The sequence below is a fragment of the Bradyrhizobium semiaridum genome (genome assembly GCF_020329505.1).
Taxonomy (GTDB): Bacteria; Pseudomonadota; Alphaproteobacteria; order Rhizobiales; family Xanthobacteraceae; genus Bradyrhizobium; species Bradyrhizobium semiaridum.
This window is the reverse complement of record NZ_JAGKJJ010000006.1, coordinates 92,038-111,363: the sequence shown is the minus strand read 5'-3', so window position 1 is coordinate 111,363 and position 19,326 is coordinate 92,038. Positions and strand designations below refer to the sequence as shown.

The following is a 19,326-nucleotide window of genomic DNA, read 5'->3' as shown; positions in this document are numbered from 1 at the left end:
AACACGCGCGGCCCTGGAGCGGGACGCTTCGGGTTTCCACGCAACAAGTGGACGGCGCATGAGCCGCAACAAATTACGGGGGGAGTGATGAGCACTACGCGGAGAGATCTGCTGTTGTCCGGCATCGCCGTCGGCGCTGCGCTTGCCAGCTCCAATGTTTCGGTGATGGCGGCGGGTCAGGAATTGACCCTCGGCGTCGTCGGCGTTCTGTCGGGTCCCGCTGCGCAATGGGGCCTCGCGCTGCGCGGCGCGGTCGAACTCGTCGCCGCGGAGGCCAACCGGGATGGCTTGATCAAGGTCGACGGGGCGCCATGCAAGGTCAACGTCGTTGCCATCGACAGCAAGTACACGGCCGAAGGCGCTGCGGCCGCGGCCAACACGCTGGCGGGACAGGGCGTCAAGTTCATCATCGGCCCGATCGGCTCGCCCGAACTCACGGGCGTGAAGCCGATAGCCAAGCGCAATTCGATGCTGGTGATGGGCAACGGCTACGCCAAGGATGCGCTATCGCCGCAGTTGCCGCTGATCTTTCACATGGGGCCGGGTCCTTCGGGCTGGGCCGAACCGATCATCAAGATCGCCAAGCAGAAGTTCGGCCTGAAGAGCGTGGTGCTGGTCGCGCCGAACGACCAGGGCGGCACGGATATCGCGAGCGTCGATGCCGACGCCTACAAGAGAACCGGCATCACCGCCACAGAGGAATACTATCAGCGCGGCACCACCAATTTCGCGCCGATCGTGACCCGGATCATGAATGCGAAGCCTGACGCCGTCGATCTCGCTTCGTCGCCCCCTGGCGACGCCGGCATCATCGTGAAGCAACTGCGCCAGGCCGGCTTCGAGGGACCGATCGGACGCCTCGGTGGTCCAGGATACAGCGAAATCTCCCGTGTCGCCGGTGGCGATGAGGTGCTCAAGGACTTCTATTGGTACGAGCCGGTCCTCATCGACGAGAAGGTGCAACTGATTGCCGACGAGTACAAGAAACTGCTCGGCGCCGAACGGCCGGAAAACAATCTGTTCTTCCAGTGGGTCTCCGCCGCCCGCATGGTAACCAAGGCGATCGCCAAGGCCGGCACCATCTCGGACACGGCCAAGGTTGCCGAGGCCCTGCGATCCCTGCCGGTCGAGGATCCCAACATCGGTCCCGGTCATTGGATAGGGCAGGATTTCTTCGGCATTAACCAGGAACTGTCCTTCCCGTTTGGCGTCGGACTTGTGGAGAAAGGCAAGCTGCAACCGACCATCAGGGTCGAAGCGGCCGGCGGCAAGTAGCGGATAGTCCGTGCAAGGCTTTGTCGCCACCAGCCTCATCGGCATCAGCCTAGGTGCGCAGTACGCGCTGCTCGCCCTCGGCTTCACCTTGATCTTCGGCATTTTGGGAGTCGTCAATTTCGCGCACGGCGGCTTCTATGTTCTGGGGGGATATCTCGCCTATTCCGCAGTGACCTATCTCGGCATGCCTTACGCGCTGGCGGTGCTCTGCGCGGCGCTGGGCACCACGGTGCTCGGATTCCTTTTCCAACGCTTCATGCTGGATCGCGTGATCGACGATCATCTGGCGACGCTGATGCTGACGCTCGGCCTCTATTTGATGGTGTCGAGCGGAATATTAGTGGTGTTCGGACCACAATCGCCGGCCTTCTCCTTTCCATTGACCGGTGTCATTCACGGCCACGGCTTCTTTGTGCCGATCGAGAATCTCGTGGTGCTAGGCGTCTGCATCATCGGGATCCTGTCGATGTACGGCCTGATCTATTACACCGATTTCGGCCGCGCGTTGCGTGCGCTGGCCGATGACCGCGCGGTCGCGACGGCGCAGGGACTGCGTCCCGCGATTCTATTCCCGGCTGCCTTCGCCCTGGCGACCGGACTCGCCGGCCTCACCGGCGCGCTGGTCACACCGACCCTGTCGCTCGCGCCGCATATCGGCGATCCCGTGCTGGCGACGTCGTTCCTGATCGTCATTCTCGGCGGTCTCGGGAGCATCGGTGGTGCGACGGTCGCCGCTTTCATCGTCGGTATGGCGGAGGCGTTCTCGGCGGTCTATCTCGGCGGCTCAAAGGGTGCGCTCGCGCTCTTCGTGCTCGTCCTGGTCATGCTGGTGGTCAAGCCGTCGGGTTTGTTCGGTCAGCGCGTTCGGGGAGCCTGAGCAGATGACAGCCCGCTCCCCATCAATGCGCGGTGACCTGGCCGAAGCGGCAAGTGTCTTGGCCATCGCGGCCGCTTTCATCGTCCCCTGGCTCAGCCAGAATCCGATGATCTATTCGCTGGCCAACCAGATGCTGATCGCGATTACGGCTGCCTTCAGCGTCTACATCATGCTGCGCATGAACCTGATGACTTTCGCAGTGCCGACCTTCATGGCTATCGGAGGTTATACCGTCGCGATCTTGGGGCTTCGTCACGGCGTGACCGACGTGCTGCTCCTAGGGCTTGCGAGCTTCGTGGTGCCGGCGCTGTTTGCGCTGCCGCTCGGCGCGCTGGTGCTCCGTCTGACCGGCGTCTATTTCGTGCTGGTCACGTTCGTCCTCACCGAGATTACGCAGCTTCTGCTGTTCGAAACGCCCGGATTGACCGGCGGATCAAATGGACTGGTCGGCATGCCGGCCGTGACGCTATTCGGGCTGGAACTCGCCGACAACCGCGCGGTGCTTCAGGTCACCATCGGCCTCGCGCTCGCCGGCGCCATCGTGACCGCTGCGGTGACCCGCGCGCTGCGCCAGCACTTTGCGGCGATTGAGGAGAACGAGCTGCTTGCTCAGAGTCTCGGCCTCGTGGTCTGGCACTACAAGGCGTTCGGCTTCGCCATCGCGGCGGGAGTATCGGGGCTGGCCGGCTTCGCTCTCGTCAACATGCTGCTCACCGCCCATCCGACCTCGTTCAGCGCGCTGTCGTCGGTCAATTACATTGCGTATGCGATCATCGGCGGAAAGAGCAGCATGCTTGGCCCGGTTGTCGGTGGCGCCCTGCTGATCTGGGCGGGAGACCTCTTCGCCCTGCGCGGGGAGTATTCCCAGTTCCTGTTCGGCTTCCTGATCGTGGTGGTGGTGCTGGTCGCACGCGAAGGCATCGTCGGGACGATTCATCGCCTCGGCGTCCGCGTGTTCTCGCCGCCCTCGCGGTCTTCCACCGTCGCCTCATCGCCGACAGTGAGCGTGCCTAATGCGATGGAGCCGCTGCAATGACGGTTGAACACACCGGACGGACCGACGGCGGCGCGCTGCTCGAAGTCGCTGCCATCTCCAAGCGCTTCGGCGGGCTGCATGTCTTCGACAAGGTCAGCTTCGCCATCCCGCCAGGCGACGTCCTCGGCGTCATCGGACCGAACGGCGCCGGCAAGACCACGCTCATCAACGTCATTTGCGGCATGCTGTCGCCGACCACCGGCGAGGTGCGGCTCGACGGCAAGGAGATGACCGGCAAGCCGCTCCATGCCGTCAGTCGCATGGGTATCATCCGCAGCTTCCAGCAGACCAACACCTTCCGCACGGCGTCGGTCCGGGAGAACATTTCGCGGGCGCTTCGCTTCAGCGGCAGCGGGCCCGGATGGAAGAGTGTCGCGCCGCTGATCGACGAGTTCGAGCTCGAACCGCAGCTCGACGAGCAGAGCGATAAGCTGCCGTACGGGCTGCAGAAGATGCTGGGCCTCATTCTGGCTTGCGCCGCCCGGCCGAAAGTCCTGCTGCTCGACGAGCCGGCGGCAGGTCTCGAGCGGCGGGAGCGCCTGCGGGTCGACGCCTTCGTGCGGCACGTGAGGACGGAGCTCGGTTGCGGGGTCCTGATCGTCGAGCACGACATGGATCTCGTGCGCCGCCTCTGTCCAAGAATCCTGGTGCTCGATTCCGGCCGTGTCCTGGCCGAGGGCGCTCCGGCCGATGTCCTGGCGCGCAAGGATGTCATCGACGCCTATCTCGGGACAGTGGACGAGGAGGCGGCATAATGCTGGCGGTAAGAGACCTTGAAGTCCGCTATGGCGGCATAACGGCAATCAGCGGCGTCTCGATCGACGTCGCCGCGGGTGAGACGGTGCTGCTAATCGGCGCCAACGGCGCAGGCAAGTCGAGCTTGATCAACGCCATCATCGGTCTGGTCAAGATCTCGCACGGTAGCGTGCGTTTCGCGGGCCGTGATCTCAGCGCTGTATCCTGTGACGGGCGCGCGCGGGCCGGAATGGGTTATTCGCCTGAAGGCCGCCGCGTATTCGCGACCATGTCGGTCGCCGACAATGTCCTGAGCGGCGCCTGCTGGCACGGCGGAGCTGCGCAGCGCGAAGCCTGGGCCTGGCTCTGCGGCATCTTTCCGATCCTGAAGCAGCGCGCCAGCCAGCCGGCCGGACAACTGTCGGGGGGGCAGCAGCAGATCGTCGCGCTGGCGCGCGCCATGAGTTCGTTTCCCAAGCTGCTGCTGCTGGATGAGCCCTTTCTCGGCCTCGCGCCGGTGTGGATTGCGCAGATCAGCGAGGCGATCCGCCATATGAAGCAGCGCGGTACGACCATTCTCATGACCGAGCAGATGGCCCGCCCGGCGCTCAAGCTTGCCACACGCGGCTACGTGATGCGTGGCGGTGAAGTCAGGCGGAGCGGCACCGTCGCTGAAATTCGCGATGTCGCGCTTGCCGAGGAGTATTTGTGATGTCCGCTGCGTTGAACGCTACCGCGCTGCTCGGGACCTTCGTTGCAACGACGTCGGCGAATGAACTGTCACCGGATGTCGCCTCGAAGGCAGCCATTTGCCTGCTCGACTCGCTGGGGCTTGCGCTTGCGGCGCGGCACGAGCCGACAGCCGCGGCCGCGCGCGCCATCGCCGCGGAGGCGCCGCGCGGACCGCGCACCGCGCGCATCTGGGCGAGCGGCAAACATGCCGCGCTGTCCGAGGCGGTTCTCGCCAACGGCATTGCCGTTCACGCCCACTTCCAGGACGACACGGATCACGATTCCTGGACGCATCCGGGATCTCTGATTGCGCCGGTCGCTGTATCGCTTGGCGAAACGCTGGATGCGCCGCTGCACACCGTATTGACCGCTCTCACGGTCGGTTATTCCGCGCTCAAATGGCTAGGTGCGGGTGAAATTGTTGCCCGCGGCCTGATCGGCAGGGGCGTGCGGACCAGCCCAACCTTCGGCACGATCGGCGCAGCAGCCGCGGCTGCGGCCGCGCTCGGGCTCGATCCACCGAAGGCCACCAGCGCTGTCGCGATCGCCGCCTGTACGACCGGCGGCACGCTGGAGCCGGTGCGCTGTGGTTCCGACGAATGGCGCGTGCAGAACGGGCGCGCCGCCCAGGGCGGGCTACTGGCTGCTGAATTCGCGGCGCACGGCGTCCAGGGCGCGCCGGAGGCGCTGGAAGGACCGAAGGGGCTGTTGCGCTCGCTTGCCGGCCTCGATCGCATGCCGGAGCAATGGCAGCGAGGCCCCGACGTCGCAGCCATGATCGGGATCATGGCAAAGCCGTTCGCGACCCTCGGCGACAACATGTCCGCGGTTCTGGCGGCACATGTGCTCCACCGCGACGGCATCGATCTGTCGCAGGTGAAGCGGATCACGGTGACGATCTGGGAACCTTATACGCAATATCCGGGAACGTCGTTCAAGGGACCATTCACGCGGACGGTGCAGACCCAGGCCAGCACTGCTTTCGCGGTCGCCGCGATGCTCCGCTACGGTCGCCTCGACTACCAAATGGGCGTCGAGCATCGCCAGGACGCGGCGATCATGACGCTCGTCGGCAAGACGACCGTCGAGCCGGACGCGATCGGTACCCATCTCGACGCGACCGTCGAACTGGAGATGGAAAATGGTGCGCGTCATCGCCGGACCGCGCGCGAGGCGCCCAGGGTTCTGGTGTTCCAGGACGAAGCCCGCGCTTCCGAGGTTTTCGACAGTCGCCTGGCCGGTGCCGGAATTCCGGCCGGCGAAGGCACCGGCCTTGCGGACGAGGTCTTCGCCTCGGCGCGCAGCGGCGGATCGATGCCTGTGCGCAGGCTGCTCGATCGCCTGACCCGATCTCAAAAGGATACGACCAAATGAAACTTGGACTTGTAGGCAAGACCGCGATCGTTACCGGCGGCAGCAAGGGCATCGGTCTCGAGACCGTGCGTCTGCTGGCTGAGGAAGGTGTCAAGGTTCTGGCCTGCGCGCGCCGCGAGGACGCGCTGGCCGAATGTCGCGCTGACGTCGAGCGGACCACCGGCGTTAAGGTCGAAACGCTGTCGCTTGATGTGACAGATCTGAAGCAGATCGGGCGGCTGCCGGCGATCGCTCGCGACCGCCTCGGCCGCGTCGACATCCTGGTCAACAATGCCGGCACCGGTACCTACAAGCCGTTCCTCGAAGTCACCGACGAGGAGCTGCAATACGGCATGGCGATCAATTTCTTCGCCCAGTTCCGTATCTGTCAGCGCATCATTCCGATCATGATCGAGCAGAACGGCGGCAGCATCGTCAACGTATCGGGCGAAACCGGGATCATGGTGACGATGCCGCCATTCCTGTCGTCCTGCACCGGTCCGGCCAAGTCGGCCGAGATCCGCTTCTCCAAGATTCTTGCAAACGAATTCGGGCCGCACAACATTCGCGTCAACTGCGTCGTGCCCGGTTTCGTCAACACGCCGGAGCGTTTTGCGAAATGGGAGCGCGAGCTCGCCAAGCGCGACCTGAGCGAGGCCGATGCTGAATCCGAACGCAAACGCTGGTCGGAGAACAATGCGATGCGCAACACGCGCTGGGGCACGCCGCAGGAACTCGCCAATCTGATCGTCTTTGCACTGTCCGACCGAGCGAGCTTCGTCAATGGCGCCGTTCTGGTTGCCGACAATGCGCAGGACAAGTCGTGAAGGCGGCGCCGCTCGATATGATGAATCGATTGATGACAACAGGAACGGCGGCGGCCCTCGCGGCAGCCGGGAGGATTTGATGGACGTCGACAAGCCGCTCGCTGGCATTACCGTGGTCGAACTTGGGCACAGCGTAGCCGCGCCCTATGCGGGGCTCATTCTGGCCGATCTCGGCGCCCGGGTAATCAAGGTCGAGAATCCCAAGAGCGGCGATTATGCGCGGGGCTGGGGACCGCCGTTCTGGAACGGAACGGCAAGCGTTTTCCATAGCCTCAATCGCGGCAAGGAGGGCATTACGGTCGATTTCGGCGCAGCGGAGGATTGCGAGCGGCTGAAGTCGCTGATCCTGAACGAGGCCGATGCCGTGATCCAGAATCTGCGGCCCGGCATTCTGGACAAGTTTGGTCTCACTGCGAAAGCGCTCAGCGCGGCGAAGCCATCGCTGATCTGGTGCGACATCGGCGCGTTCGGGTCCAAGGGACCGCTCGCCAGCAAGCCCGGCTACGATCCGCTCGCCCAGGCCAGCACCGGCATCATGAGCGTGACCGGCGAGGGCGGTCGGCCGCCGGTGCGCGTCGGCGTCTCGCTGGTCGACATGGGCTCCGGCATGTGGGCGGTGATCGGCATGCTTGCGGCCCTGGTGGCGCGCAACAATGGCGGTCAAGGTCGCAGCGTTGCGACCTCGCTCTACGAGACTGGGCTGGCCTGGATGACGGTGCCGCTGGCTGGCTATGCGGCGTCGGGCGAGGTGCGCAGGCCCTATGGTTCGGGCACGGCGGAAATTGCGCCATATCAAGCTTTCGAGGCATCCGACGGCTGGCTGATGATCGCCGCCGGCAACGACAATCTGTTCCGAAAGCTGTGCGTGGCGTTGAGCCTCGAGGCGCTTGCGCATGATCCTGACTTTGCGACCAACGCGGCAAGGGTCGTCAACCGCGAGCGACTGATCCCGCAGATCGCAGCGGCGGTGCGCCGCCATACGGCCGATGCGCTTGGCGGCATTCTCGACGCAGCCGGGGTTCCCAATGCACCGCTGCTGACCACCGATCAGGTTGCTCGGCATCCGCAAACCCGCGCCCTCGACATGATGGTGCGATGCACGGACGACGATATCGATCTTGTTGGCGTGCCGCTCGCGTTCGACGGCGCACGTCCACGCGCACGCACCGCAGCGCCGGCGCTCGGCCAGCACAACGCCATCCTTCGAACACCCGCAAGCAGAGGGACCACCAATGCGAACTGAATTCCAGACCATCAAGGTCGAGCGGCGCGAGGGCGATATCCTGCTGGTGACGTTGCACCGGCCGGAGGCGTCCAATGCCATGAACACCCAGATGGGCCTCGATCTGGTGGAACTGTTCGAGGGCTTCTCGACCGACATCGAGGGCCTGCGCGCGGTGATCTTGACCGGACATGGCGACAAGGCGTTTTGCGCCGGCGGCGATCTGAAGCAGCGCAACGGCATGACGGATGAGGCCTGGCAGGCACAGCATCTGGTCTTCGAGCGCATGCTGCGCGCCCTCCTGGGCTGTCCGATTCCCTTGATCGGCGCGATCAACGGCGCGGCCTATGGCGGCGGCTGCGAGATCGCGGCGGCACTCGACTTCGTCTACGCCTCGACCAATGCGCGCTTCGCGCTGACCGAAGTGACGCTCGGCATCATGCCGGGCGGCGGCGGCACGCAAAATCTGCCGCGCGCCGTCGGCGAGCGCCGCGCCAAGGAACTGATCCTGTCCGGCAAGCCGTTCTCGGCTGCCGAAGCCGAGCAGTGGGGACTTGTCAATCGGGTGCTGCCGCCAGGGGAGTTGCTGGAGGCGACCTTCGCCATCGCCCATCGCATCGCCGCCAACGGCCCGATCTCGGTGCGCCAGGCCAAGCAGGCGATCCATCGCGGCTTGCAGATGTCGCTCGCCGATGGCCTTGCCTTCGAGATCGAAGCTTACAACCGCCTGGTCCCGACGGCGGACCGGCGTGAAGGCGTGCTGGCATTCAACGAGCGCCGCAAACCCAACTTTCAGGGCAAATAGAGGGAGACGCGCAATGCGTGAGAAGGCTCATGTTCGCGAGGTCGGACCCCGGGACGGCATACAGATGGTCAAGACCATCTTGCCGACCGCGCGCAAGCTGGCCTGGTGCCGTGGCGCGGTGGCAGCCGGAATCCGCGAGATCGAGGTGACTTCATTCGTGCCGGCCAAGGTGATCCCGCAATTTGCCGATGCGGAGGAGGTGGCCCTGGGGGCGCTGGCGATGCCTGGCTTGCGGCCGTCGGTTCTGGTTCCGAATCTGAAGGGAGCCGAGCGAGCCTTCGCGCTCGGAGTGCCGATCGTCAACTACGTGCTGTCGGCCAGCGAGGCGCACAATCAGGCCAATGTTCGCCGCAGCACCGAAGAGTCGCTGCAGGACTTCGCGCGTATCGCCGCGGCTCGCGACCAGCGCCCCGGAGCACGAATAGGACTTGGTGCGGGCATAGCGACCGCGTTCGGCTGCACCATCTCGGGGGCGGTATCGGAAGCACGGGTGGTCGAAATCGCTGTGCGGCTCGCCGGCATGGGCGCCGACGAGATTATTGTTGCCGATACGGTCGGCTATGGCGATCCGGGCCAGGTCCGCCGCCTGATGGGCGCGGTGATCGCAGCCGTTCGTCCGCTGCCGGTCGCCTGCCATTTCCATGACACGCGCGGCCTCGGCCTTGCCAATGTGACGGCAGCACTGGATGCGGGCGTACGTGCATTCGATGCGTCCCTCGCTGGACTCGGCGGCTGTCCGTTCGCACCGGGCGCTACCGGCAACATCGACACCGAGGATACCGTCTTCCTGCTCGAGCAACTCGGTTTCGATACCGGCGCCGATGTCGAGCGGCTGGTTGCCTTGCGACGGGAGGTCGAGAGCTGGCTGCCCGGCGAGCGGTTCTCGGGCGCGATCGCCCGCGCCGGCCTGCCCAAAACGTTCCGCGTGTCGGCCAGCGCCGCCGCCTGAAAGGATATGACATGAACTATCACGACGCCGCCCAAACCGCCGACATGGAGGTCACCGTCGCGTTGGGCGAGGATTTCTCCGACCTGCGCAACACGGTGCGGCAGATCTGCAAGGGCTTTCCGGGCGAATACTGGCGCAAGCTCGACGACCAGAGTGCCTATCCGACCGAATTCGTCGCGGCGTTGACGGAAGCGGGATTTCTCGGCGCGCTCATTCCGGAGGAGTATGGCGGTTCGGGTCTGCCGCTGCGTGCAGCCGCGGTGATCCTGGAAGAGATCAATGCAAACGGCTGCAGCGCCAGCCCCGCGCATGCCCAGATGTACATCATGGGAACGTTGCTTCGTCACGGCAACGAAACCCAGAAGCGGACCTACCTGCCGGAGATCGCGGCGGGTCGGCTGCGGCTGCAGGCATTTGGCGTGACCGAGCCCAATACCGGCTCCGATACCACCCAGCTCAAGACCCGCGCCGAGCGTCAGGGGGACGTCTACGTCGTCAACGGCCAGAAGGTCTGGACGTCGCGGGCGCTGCACTCCGATCTGATGCTGCTGCTGGCACGCACCACGCCGCTTGACCAGGTGAAGGGCCGTACCGACGGGCTTTCGGTGTTCCTCGTCGACTTGCGCGAGGCCAAGGGCAATGGCGTCGAAATCCGCCCGATCAAGGCGATGGTCAACCACAACACGACCGAAGTGTTCATCGAGAACCTGAAAGTGCCGGCTGCCAACCTCATCGGTGAGGAGGGCAAGGGCTTTCGCTACATCCTCGACGGCATGAACGCCGAGCGGATCCTGGTCGCCTCTGAATGTGTTGGGGACGGGCGCTGGCTTCTCGGCAAGGGTGTCGCCTATGCCAATGAGCGGCGCGTCTTCGGGCGATCGATCGGCCAGAATCAGGGCATCCAGTTTCCACTGGCGCGTGCCTACGCCGAACTCGAAGCCGCCGACATGATGTGCCGCCGCGCAGCCGCGCTCTTCCAGGCCGGGCAGCCCTGCGGAACAGACGCCAACATCGCCAAGCTGCTGGCCTCGGAGGCGACCTGGAAGGCCGCCGACACGACGTTCCAGACCCATGGCGGCTTCGCCTTTGCGCAGGAATACGACGTCGAGCGCAAATGGCGTGAAGTCCGCCTTTACCAGACCGCCCCGATCTCGACCAACATGGTGCTGGCCTATGTGGCGCAGCACGTGCTCGGCCTTCCGCGTTCCTACTGAGGAGACACCCATGCTGGATATCACGCGTCAGACGGCGAATTTCGTCGCAGGCCTCAAGCTGTCCGATCTGTCCGGCCGCTGCCGCGAAGCAGCGCGGACCGGCATCATCGATTGCGTCGGCGTCATGATCGCCGGCGCCGCCGAGCAGCCGGTGCGGATCGTGTCGGCGATGGTGGCCGCGTCCACCCAGAACGACGGCGCGCCGGAAGTTCCGTCGGGCCGCAATCTCGCGGCGCCGGATGCCGCGCTCGTCAACGGGGTCGCGGCGCATGTACTCGACTATGACGACGTGGCGCTGGCCGGGCATCCGAGCACGGTGCTGGTACCGGCCATCCTGGCCGAAGGCTGGTCGCTCGATTCCAGCGGCGCCGACGCGCTCGCGGCCTATGCCTCGGGCTACGAAGTCTGGGCACAAGTCATTGCGCTCGAGCCCGGTCACCTCCATGAGCGCGGATTTCATCCGACGGCCGTGATGGGCGCGCTCGCCACCGCCGCAGCCTGCGCGCGGCTGCGCAAGCTCGACCCAACAAAGACCGCGCACGCCATCGCGATCGCCGCCTCACTCGCATCGGGACTCGTCGCCAATTTCGGGACCATGACCAAATCGCTGCATGCCGGCCGCACCGCGCAATCGGGCGTGCTCGCGGCACGTCTCGCTGATCAGGGCTTTACCGCTTCTCTCGACGTGCTCGAGCATCAAACCGGCTTCCTGCGTGCCCATTCACCATCGGGCACACCGAATATCGAGAGCGGCACGATCGACCTCGGTCGCAACTGGCGGCTCGCCGATCTCGGCATCAATGTGAAGCGCTATCCGACCTGTTATGCCACCCATCGCTCGATCGACGCGATGCTCGGCCTCGTGCGCGCGCACAAGCTCAAACCCGACGACGTGAAGGAAATCCGGGTCCACACCGGCGTCACCCAACGGCTGATGCTGCGCAATACCAATCCGCAGACCGGTCTCGAGGCCAAATTCAGCATGGAATTCGCGATGGCCGCCGCGCTGATCGCCGGCCGCGTCGGGCTGTCCGAGCTCACCGACGAATTCGTCTCGCGGCCCGACGTCGGTACCACCTTCGCCAAGGTTCGCTGCACGACGACCGACGAGATCATGCCGGGTGACCAGCCGTTCGCGCCGGCCGACCGCGTCAGCGTCGTGCTGGCGTCGGGCGAGGTGCTCGAGCACGAGCCGGTGGTTCATGCCAAGGGCAGCTGGCAGCGTCCGCTTTCGCGCGACGAACTGCAGGACAAGTTCATGGACTGCGCGACCAGGGTGTTCAAGAAAGGCCAGGCCGCAGCGCTGTTCGAACAGCTCTGGAACATCGAGGACCTCGTCTCGATCCGTTCGCTGCGCCTGACCAACGACCGGAGTGAGGCATGAGCGCGGCAATGCCTGGGAAGCGATCGATGCCGCGCATCTGGCACCAGTCGGTCAACGAGCTCGATCATCTCGAGGTCTACAAGCGCGCGCTCGAGGCCCATGCGGCGGAAATCCTTGGCGATGACGCCGAGGTCGTCGTTCACGGGCTTCCGTCCGGATCATACGCTGGCGCTTCGGCCACTGCGGTACTCGGCAATGCGTTTGCCTATCACCGCATTCTCAGTCGGGTGATCGACAATGCGATCACGGCCGAGCGACAGGGCTATGACGCTTTCGTCATCGGTTCGTTCAGCGAACCGTTCTTGCGCGAGATCCGTTCCGCTGTCGATATCCCCGTTTCGTCGCTGACCGAAAGCGGCCTCCTGGTCGGCTGCTCGCTCGGCAGCTATGTGGCATTGATCTCCAACGCGCCGGCGGTGCAATGGATGACCAAGGTGGCGGTCGACAAGCACAAGCTTGGCGCCCGTGTGCTGGAGGTCGCCGCAATGGATCCGCCGCTCGACGAGCCACAGCTGGCGCGTGCTTATGCCGACCCGGCTCCAGTCATCGCAAATTTCACGGCCGCGGCCGAGCGCCTGGTGGCGCGTGGCGCTGATGTCATCATTCCGGCGGAAGGCGTGCTGGCGGAACTCCTGGTTCGTCATAGCGTCCACCGCATCGCTGGCGCTCCCGTGATGGACGTGTTTGCCGTCACCTGGGCCTACGCGCTGATGCAGATCAGGCTCTGGTCGAAGGCACAACTTGGCGTGGGCCGGAGCTGGCACCACAGGCGCGACGATGCAGCGATCATTACGAGATTTTGGCGGGAGAATGCGCAATGAGCACTTTACCCTTAACGCAAGTCGCGGGCGTCTATCACCGCAGGCTGGGCGACGCGCTCGTCACCGGCCTCAGCGACGGTTACGTCGACATGGGATACACGATCTTTCGCAATATCCCCGAGCAGGAAACCAAGGCCATTTTGGCGCGTGAGCACCGCACCTCGCCGCCGCGCATCTCGGTCAACGCCTTTGCCGTGCGCATGGACAATCGGACTTATCTGATCGATTGCGGATCTGCGGATCTGATGGGACCGACCTGCGGCCGCCTGCCGGCAAATCTCGCTGCCGCTGGCATCGATCCGGCTTCGGTCGACGCGGTGCTGCTGACCCACGTCCACCCCGACCATTCCAACGGGCTGACCGATGCCACGACCGGAACGCGGCTGTTTCCCAACGCGGAAGTCATCGTCCATGAGAACGAGATCAATCACTGGTTCAACGACGAGGCGATGGCCAAGGCGGCCGAGCGGCCCCGGCGCCGCTATTTCGAGGCCGGCCGCACCCAGTTGAAACCCTATATGGCTGCCGATCGCGTCAAGACCTTCCGGAAGGGCGAGGTGCTGCCGGGCGTCACGGCCATCCCGATTCACGGCCATACCCCCGGCCACGCCGCCTATGTCGTATCGCGCGGAGGCGAATCAATGGTGGTTTGGGGTGACACGGTCCACGTGCCGGAGATCCAGGTTGCGCGGCCGGAAGTGACGATGGAATTCGACACCGACCCCGCGGCCGCCGCGGCCGCTCGTCAGATGATGTTCGACATGGTGGTCACGGACGACATGCTGATCGGCGGCATGCACCTGCATTTCCCGGGGTTCGGGCATATGCGGCGCGAGGCAGGCCGATACAGCCTGGTGGCGGAGCAGTGGGCGTTCGAAGTTTGAGCCGCAATGTCGTCGAGGCCGGCGCCATCTGATCGCCTCGGAACAAGGACGGGAGGCCAAGCCGTTTGGATCACGGTGGAGAAATGCACAAATCATTTGCCTTCGGCCGGCGGATAGCACCTGCGACTGAATTGGCTTCCGCGTATTGTGCAGGGATTGAGGTCACAGCCCCGGTGATGGTGATGGCAGAACAGCAAACGGCAGGTCGCGGAAGCAAATTGACGATCCGCGACGTGGCGAGCGCAGCGGGCGTTTCGACCGGCACGGTGTCGCGGGTGCTCAATGCCAATGCCACAGTTCATCCCGACATCCGCCGGAAGGTCCAGCGCGCGATCGATGACCTGGGCTACACGCCGAACGCGGTGGCGCAGAGCATGCGCATCCGGTCGACCCACACCATCGGCTGCATCTTGCGTGAGATCAACATTCCGCAACTCGCGGGCTTCGTCAAAGCCGCGCACGACGTGCTGGACGAGGTCGGTTTCTCGCTGCTCATCTCTAACTCGGAAGGCCGCAAGGAGCGTGAGCGGGAGCTGCTCAGCCGGCTGTCGCGGCGGCAGGCCGACGGCGTGATGATGGGGCCATACACGCCGATCGCCGGTGAGTTCGAAGCCTTCCTGCGCGATCTCGATATTCCGATCGTGCTGATCGATCGGGACCAGCCGGACTGGACTGATGCCGTCATGGCCGATCACGCCGAAGGGATGCGCGTCGCGGTCAGCCATTTGCTCGATCTCGGTCACCGGCGCGTGGCGCTGATCACCGGCGACGCCGGGCTCTATCCGGCGCGGGAACGCGTTCGCGGATACCAGGAGGCTTTTGCCGCGCGAAATCTCGAGCCTGATCCTTCGCTCGCTCACGCCGGGAGCTTCCTGCCCGGCGCGGGGTTTCGTATCACCTCGGCGTTGCTCGGCCAGCGCAGCCCTCCGACCGCGATCATTTCCGGCGGCATCGACATGCTGTCGGGCGTGCTGCGCGCGGTGCGCGGGCGAGGCCTGCGGATACCGGAGGACGTGTCGCTGATCGCGTCGGGCCATTCCGAACTCGCCGAGCTCGTCTCGCCAGCGGTCGCCATCATCGGCTGGGACCAGGCGGAGGTCGGCCGCATCGCGGCCGGCATGCTGCTCGATCGTATCCGAAACGACGCCCCGCACGAGCCACGGCGCGTGCTCGTGCCCAACGAGTTCATCCCGCGCGCGTCGCTGGGGCCTCCAAAACACAAAGCGTAACTGGAAACGAGCCATCGACCTGAAACAGTGTAAGGCAACCCGATGGCCATGCAGGGAGAAGTTGTAATGACCGATGGAATGATCGACGACGAGAAGGCCGAACGGCCCTTGCTGTTCCAGCCGCTCAAGCTGCGCGGCCTCTCGCTGAAGAACCGCCTCGTCGTGCCGCCGATGGTCCATTATCGCAGTGAGCCTGGAAATACCTGCGGAGCGTTTCATCTGGTGCATCTCGGCCGTTACGCGCTCGGCGGCTTCGGGCTCGTCTTTGTCGAGGTGACGGCGGTTGAAGAAGTTGGATTGAACAACGAAAATGACCTCGGCATCTGGAACGATACACAGGCAGAAAGCTTCAAACCGCTGATCGCGTTTATGAAGCGCCAGGGCACGGCGATCGGCATCCAGATCGGTCACGCCGGTCGCAAGGCTTCGATTCAGACCGCTATGCAGGGCATGGGGCCACTAACCGAGGAAGACCTGAAGGCGGGTACCAAGATCTGGCAGCCGGTGGGCCCGACCGCCGAGCCGGTCGCCAAGGGCTGGCTGACGCCACGGCAATTGACGACTGCCGAGTGCAAGGCAATGGTCGGCACCTGGGCAGCCGCTGCAAGGCGGGCGGTTGCCGTCGGGTTCGACACCATCGAAATCCACGCCGCGCACGGCTATCTGCTTGCCTCGTTCCTGTCGCCCGTCTCCAACACGCGCAATGACGAGTATGGTGGCGACCGTGCCGGCCGCATGCGGCTGCCGCTCGAGATTGTCGAGGCGGTGCGCGGCGAAATGCCGGCCAAGATGCCGCTGTTCGTGCGCGTCTCGTCTGTCGACGGCACCGTCGAGGGCTGGAACATGGATGATACGGTCGCCTTTGCGCACGAGTTGAAGGCGCGCGGCGTCGACGTCGTCGACTGTTCCTCTGGCGGCATCTCCGGCGCGGCGACGGCGGCCCAGGTGCCTCGGAGCCTGGGTTTCCAGGTTCCTTTCGCAGAGCGCGTGCGCAAGGAGGCGGACATCACCACCATGGCCGTCGGCATCATTCTCGAGGCCCAGCAGGCCGAGGCCATCCTGCAAAAAGGCCAGGCCGATCTCATTGCCGTCGGGCGGCAGTCGCAGTTCAATCCCAACATCGCCCACCACTGGGCGCACGATCTCGGCATCAACAGCCGTTTCGAAGATTGGTCGCCCGAGTTCGGCTGGTGGCTCGAGAAGCGGATCAAGACTCTCCAGGATTTTGCCACGCCAACGGGCGTCGTTACGCGCCACTCCTAGATGGCGCCACGCGCGTAGCTACGCAGCCGGTGAATGCAGCGGCTTCCGCAGCATCGCCCCTATCATTGGGGAACCGCAAAACCGCGCGACGTGTAACATGCAGATGATCGCGTCGCGGGTCTCAGAAGCGCGTTTCAGCCGCGTATTGGCTTGCCCTCGAACGTGGACATCCCCGGAAAGAGTCGTTCTTAAGGGACTGATAAGTTTCTCGTAATCCCCCACTTTGCGGGATGATGGCCGAGAGGCCCTGCACGGAGCCGACAGTCGGGTCTGCAATCCAAAGGAAATCGCCGAGGCGGCCGTTGCCTGCATGGCACGTCGTTAGCCGCCTCTCACGATGAACTGTTTTCAGTGCCTTGCGGGCGGGCCACTCTTGTTGCCGGGTAGGCCTTTGATGTTTGACGGGTCTTGTTGCTGAACGTGCTGATTTTGAGGGTTTGAGCCTACCGTGGTTCCGGGTGCCGGACCGTCCTTGTTGCCTGGAGCACCACTGATGCCGGTTCCTGAATTCTGCGCGCTTGGAGAGTTCATGGCGCCGCTTTCACCACTGGCTGCAGCCGGTCGCCCTGGGGGCGTTGCAGTCGCGCCCGGCCTCTCCTGGTCTCCGACGTAGCCAGATTCGCCCGAGTTGCGAGTCTTTACTCCCTTGTCAGCCTCGCTTTGCAGGTTCTGAGCCGCAACTTGTTGCATCGCGGGGGCCGCTGCGATTATCGCAGCCGCAACAGCCAACGTACTTATCCTCATGAGCATCCTCCTCCGTATTGCCCTGGACACACAACCCGCTTCGTCGAAGGGATTTCCTACCGCGCTAAAAAATCCCGGGTGGCCGGCAAAACCTGACCGAAGACTCGCCACAAACCCGCGCCGGACTATTGCGCGAAGGAACTCTGGGTTGTGTCGTACAGGAGCGATCCATTGTGGATGGGCTGATAGACCAGCCCGCTACCGGACTATCAGCGACCCGTTTGGCGTCCGCCTCACCCAGCAAAATGCGACGGCCTCATCCCAGCAATGAGGCCGCTTGCGGACGAAGAGACTTAGCTCGATGCCTATGTCGAGTCCGTCCTCCGCCTGGCTGCGACATGGGGTCGCAATAGCATCCATGAGCAGACATGAGAGGTAGTCGAAAGGCTCCAAACCAACTTCTTCAGTCTGGCTCTGATGGCGGCGGTTTCGGACGGCGCAACGCCAGACTCAATGATGGACGAAAAGAAAGCCGCGAATTCCGGCGCCGGTGCTCCGTCCTCGAAGAAGAGTTCGGGACGAATGAATCCCAAGCCATAGAATGGATGCATCTTGTTGTCGATCCGAGGGAACATATGCGTCCAGCAGCGGCTGCATGCGTGACGCCGGATGGTGACCGAGAGATTGATCGGGTGCAGGCGGCTTCGGGATTTTGGTGATCGCGAGGTTGCCTACTGACTGGTGACGAGCCATCTTCAACTGGCTGCCAAGATCGCGCGGGCGGCGATTAAATCGTTAGTATTTTAGCATTTGATCCATGCGTCCGCGTTTGATCGAGAAGCGGTGGCCTTCTAGTGTTGCAAGCACCAGCTCGTCTGGCTTCAATCCTTGCGGCAATCGAACGAGCTGACGAGTAGGCTGACAATTTCATCAAGACAACGTTCGCCTATGACGACTGTCGATCCTCGCGGATCGCCCAATATTCCGTTCCTCGAAACGGAGGAAATGCCATCCTCCCACATACGGGCAAGTTGCTCTTGCGAGAGTAAGCCAACATGGCCCGCCTCAAACTTGTCGACACGCACGCTTTCGGGGCGGAGCTTCATCATAAGAGAGGTTTCCGCGATATCTGCGTGCCCTCCGACTTTCTCTGGGTCTCCGCCAGCGTCCGCCACCGCCCCGCGCCATTGAGCCACGCCTCGGGATCCACGAAAGCGTCCACTTCGCTCCGTCCCAAGACCGCTTCCCGTAGACGCGGAAGCATGTCCTTAAGGAAAGGAAAATTGCCGATATGGCCAGAGAACAAGATGATCCTCGAAAATCCATGTCGTGCAAGGCTGACGCAGTACCGGCCCTATCCGGTCCGTGAGTATGCGGAGGAAACCGCCGCCGCTGTCGATCGCGAGGTCAAGGACATTGTCGATCGCATTATTGAGCGGACCGAAGGCATGATGGGACTTGAGACGCAAGAGTAGGACAGCGACTAACCGATTGACCAGCGCAAGGCGCGACATGGTCAGCAGCAGCTCATCGGCGGCACGTCGGGCTGCCAGTACCGCCAATGCGTCGGCGACACTGTGACAGGCTGTATCGGCTCGCATGGTCTGCGCGGTGCCACAAGGATTACTGCTCGAAGCGGGGCGTGGCGGAATCCGCGAGAGCGCAGTCAAAATCACAGAGAAACTCGGATCATATGTTCGGCAGCGCTCCGTGATCTGCCAACGTCCGATTTTCCCGGAAGCGCTATGTCGGTTAGCAGGGTATCTGCAGATCGCCGCTCGTGAGGTCAGCGCCTCGTCGCCATTTATTAGCGGCCTGACGACATCGAACCCTTTCTTGTCGCCGCCGTGTCGGGCGTGCGAAATCGTTTGCGCCCACGCCCGCGGTGATCGACCCTCCTTTAGTCAACGAGTTACTTGAACTTTGTCCGAACCGTTCTAGTTCATTGTATAGCCGACCGAGCTTCGGCTAATTGGAGCACGATAAAGAAGCAAGCGCGCAGAGCGCGCAAGAACTTGAGGATAGGGACATGAGAA

19 protein-coding genes and 1 pseudogene are annotated in these 19,326 nt (G+C 63.8%); 17 read left to right on the top strand and 3 right to left on the bottom strand.

Annotation, left to right across the window (positions count from 1 at the left end):
• Positions 1-87 precede the first annotated feature (87 nt).
• The 16 genes from J6500_RS09340 (at position 88) to J6500_RS09265 (ending at position 16,606) form a co-directional block, all read left to right on the top strand.
• Positions 88-1,275, top strand: coding sequence for an ABC transporter substrate-binding protein (locus J6500_RS09340; protein WP_225712404.1), 1,188 nt, complete (start codon positions 88-90; stop codon positions 1,273-1,275).
• 10 nt (positions 1,276-1,285) lie between these two features.
• Positions 1,286-2,152, top strand: coding sequence for a branched-chain amino acid ABC transporter permease (locus J6500_RS09335; protein WP_225712403.1), 867 nt, complete (start codon positions 1,286-1,288; stop codon positions 2,150-2,152).
• A 4-nt stretch (positions 2,153-2,156) separates the two neighbouring features.
• On the top strand, positions 2,157-3,188 hold the full coding sequence (locus J6500_RS09330) for a branched-chain amino acid ABC transporter permease (RefSeq protein ID WP_225712402.1): 1,032 nt from the start codon (positions 2,157-2,159) through the stop codon (positions 3,186-3,188).
• Positions 3,185-3,943 carry an ABC transporter ATP-binding protein gene (locus J6500_RS09325; protein WP_225712401.1) on the top strand — a complete coding sequence of 253 codons (759 nt, stop codon included), beginning with the start codon at positions 3,185-3,187 and terminating at the stop codon, positions 3,941-3,943. The genes J6500_RS09330 and J6500_RS09325 overlap by 4 nt, the downstream gene beginning before the upstream one ends.
• Positions 3,943-4,635: an ABC transporter ATP-binding protein gene (locus J6500_RS09320; RefSeq protein ID WP_225712400.1), complete on the top strand. Its 693-nt coding sequence runs from the start codon at positions 3,943-3,945 to the stop codon at positions 4,633-4,635. Before J6500_RS09325 ends, J6500_RS09320 begins: the two co-directional genes overlap by 1 nt.
• Complete coding sequence (locus J6500_RS09315; RefSeq protein WP_225712399.1) at positions 4,635-6,029, top strand: MmgE/PrpD family protein; 1,395 nt, start codon at positions 4,635-4,637, stop codon at positions 6,027-6,029. Before J6500_RS09320 ends, J6500_RS09315 begins: the two co-directional genes overlap by 1 nt.
• Entirely contained in the window at positions 6,026-6,835 is an 810-nt protein-coding gene (locus J6500_RS09310; RefSeq protein ID WP_225712398.1) for an SDR family NAD(P)-dependent oxidoreductase, read from the top strand. Before J6500_RS09315 ends, J6500_RS09310 begins: the two co-directional genes overlap by 4 nt.
• Positions 6,836-6,914: 79 nt before the next feature.
• Positions 6,915-8,078 carry a CaiB/BaiF CoA transferase family protein gene (locus J6500_RS09305; RefSeq protein ID WP_225712397.1) on the top strand — a complete coding sequence of 388 codons (1,164 nt, stop codon included), beginning with the start codon at positions 6,915-6,917 and terminating at the stop codon, positions 8,076-8,078.
• Positions 8,068-8,862 carry an enoyl-CoA hydratase/isomerase family protein gene (locus J6500_RS09300; RefSeq protein ID WP_225712396.1) on the top strand — a complete coding sequence of 265 codons (795 nt, stop codon included), beginning with the start codon at positions 8,068-8,070 and terminating at the stop codon, positions 8,860-8,862. Before J6500_RS09305 ends, J6500_RS09300 begins: the two co-directional genes overlap by 11 nt.
• Before the next feature lie 13 nt (positions 8,863-8,875).
• The gene (locus J6500_RS09295; RefSeq protein WP_225712395.1) at positions 8,876-9,811 is read left to right on the top strand and encodes a hydroxymethylglutaryl-CoA lyase; all 936 of its coding nucleotides are present in this window, start codon (positions 8,876-8,878) and stop codon (positions 9,809-9,811) included.
• Positions 9,812-9,822: 11 nt separating this feature from the next.
• On the top strand, positions 9,823-11,025 hold the full coding sequence (locus tag J6500_RS09290) for an acyl-CoA dehydrogenase family protein (RefSeq protein ID WP_225712394.1): 1,203 nt from the start codon (positions 9,823-9,825) through the stop codon (positions 11,023-11,025).
• Positions 11,026-11,035: 10 nt separating this feature from the next.
• Complete coding sequence (locus tag J6500_RS09285) at positions 11,036-12,409, top strand: MmgE/PrpD family protein (protein WP_225712393.1); 1,374 nt, start codon at positions 11,036-11,038, stop codon at positions 12,407-12,409.
• A gap of 26 nt (positions 12,410-12,435) precedes the next feature.
• Positions 12,436-13,230, top strand: coding sequence for an aspartate/glutamate racemase family protein (locus J6500_RS09280; RefSeq protein ID WP_225712392.1), 795 nt, complete (start codon positions 12,436-12,438; stop codon positions 13,228-13,230).
• Positions 13,209-14,114 (top strand): MBL fold metallo-hydrolase, encoded by a 906-nt coding sequence (locus J6500_RS09275; RefSeq protein ID WP_225712391.1) that lies wholly within the window; start codon positions 13,209-13,211, stop codon positions 14,112-14,114. The genes J6500_RS09280 and J6500_RS09275 overlap by 22 nt, the downstream gene beginning before the upstream one ends.
• Positions 14,115-14,332: 218 nt before the next feature.
• Positions 14,333-15,343, top strand: coding sequence for a LacI family DNA-binding transcriptional regulator (locus tag J6500_RS09270; RefSeq protein ID WP_225712390.1), 1,011 nt, complete (start codon positions 14,333-14,335; stop codon positions 15,341-15,343).
• Positions 15,344-15,409: 66 nt separating this feature from the next.
• Positions 15,410-16,606: an NADH:flavin oxidoreductase/NADH oxidase gene (locus tag J6500_RS09265; RefSeq protein WP_225712389.1), complete on the top strand. Its 1,197-nt coding sequence runs from the start codon at positions 15,410-15,412 to the stop codon at positions 16,604-16,606.
• Between the two features lie 1,086 nt (positions 16,607-17,692).
• Here the strand turns inward: J6500_RS09265 and J6500_RS32195 are convergent.
• From J6500_RS32195 to J6500_RS32190, 3 genes and pseudogenes are all read right to left on the bottom strand, one after another.
• Positions 17,693-17,964: pseudogene (locus J6500_RS32195) on the bottom strand (S-(hydroxymethyl)glutathione synthase); the annotation flags it as partial.
• Positions 17,965-18,171: 207 nt separating this feature from the next.
• Positions 18,172-18,399 (bottom strand): creatininase family protein, encoded by a 228-nt coding sequence (locus J6500_RS09260; RefSeq protein WP_376707782.1) that lies wholly within the window; start codon positions 18,397-18,399, stop codon positions 18,172-18,174.
• Entirely contained in the window at positions 18,396-18,596 is a 201-nt protein-coding gene (locus J6500_RS32190; RefSeq protein ID WP_376707781.1) for a hypothetical protein, read from the bottom strand. The genes J6500_RS09260 and J6500_RS32190 overlap by 4 nt, the downstream gene beginning before the upstream one ends.
• A 1-nt stretch (position 18,597) precedes the next feature.
• On the opposite strand from J6500_RS32190, the gene J6500_RS09255 reads away from it, so the two are divergent.
• Complete coding sequence (locus tag J6500_RS09255) at positions 18,598-18,765, top strand: hypothetical protein (RefSeq protein WP_225712388.1); 168 nt, start codon at positions 18,598-18,600, stop codon at positions 18,763-18,765.
• Positions 18,766-19,326: the final 561 nt, after the last annotated feature.

Excerpts from the sequence above, each read along its gene's own strand:
- J6500_RS09255 (WP_225712388.1), top strand. The coding sequence starts at position 18,598 with ATGATCCTCGAAAATCCATGTCGTGCAAGGCTGACGCAGTACCGGCCC.
- J6500_RS09315 (WP_225712399.1), top strand. The coding sequence starts at position 4,635 with ATGTCCGCTGCGTTGAACGCTACCGCGCTGCTCGGGACCTTCGTTGCA.
- J6500_RS09310 (WP_225712398.1), top strand. The coding sequence starts at position 6,026 with ATGAAACTTGGACTTGTAGGCAAGACCGCGATCGTTACCGGCGGCAGC.
- J6500_RS09260 (WP_376707782.1), bottom strand. The coding sequence starts at position 18,399 with ATGATGAAGCTCCGCCCCGAAAGCGTGCGTGTCGACAAGTTTGAGGCG.
- J6500_RS09325 (WP_225712401.1), top strand. The coding sequence starts at position 3,185 with ATGACGGTTGAACACACCGGACGGACCGACGGCGGCGCGCTGCTCGAA.
- J6500_RS09265 (WP_225712389.1), top strand. The coding sequence starts at position 15,410 with ATGACCGATGGAATGATCGACGACGAGAAGGCCGAACGGCCCTTGCTG.
- J6500_RS09290 (WP_225712394.1), top strand. The coding sequence starts at position 9,823 with ATGAACTATCACGACGCCGCCCAAACCGCCGACATGGAGGTCACCGTC.
- J6500_RS09340 (WP_225712404.1), top strand. The coding sequence starts at position 88 with ATGAGCACTACGCGGAGAGATCTGCTGTTGTCCGGCATCGCCGTCGGC.
- J6500_RS09280 (WP_225712392.1), top strand. The coding sequence starts at position 12,436 with ATGCCGCGCATCTGGCACCAGTCGGTCAACGAGCTCGATCATCTCGAG.
- J6500_RS09320 (WP_225712400.1), top strand. The coding sequence starts at position 3,943 with ATGCTGGCGGTAAGAGACCTTGAAGTCCGCTATGGCGGCATAACGGCA.
- J6500_RS09305 (WP_225712397.1), top strand. The coding sequence starts at position 6,915 with ATGGACGTCGACAAGCCGCTCGCTGGCATTACCGTGGTCGAACTTGGG.
- J6500_RS09285 (WP_225712393.1), top strand. The coding sequence starts at position 11,036 with ATGCTGGATATCACGCGTCAGACGGCGAATTTCGTCGCAGGCCTCAAG.
- J6500_RS09300 (WP_225712396.1), top strand. The coding sequence starts at position 8,068 with ATGCGAACTGAATTCCAGACCATCAAGGTCGAGCGGCGCGAGGGCGAT.
- J6500_RS09330 (WP_225712402.1), top strand. The coding sequence starts at position 2,157 with ATGACAGCCCGCTCCCCATCAATGCGCGGTGACCTGGCCGAAGCGGCA.
- J6500_RS09295 (WP_225712395.1), top strand. The coding sequence starts at position 8,876 with ATGCGTGAGAAGGCTCATGTTCGCGAGGTCGGACCCCGGGACGGCATA.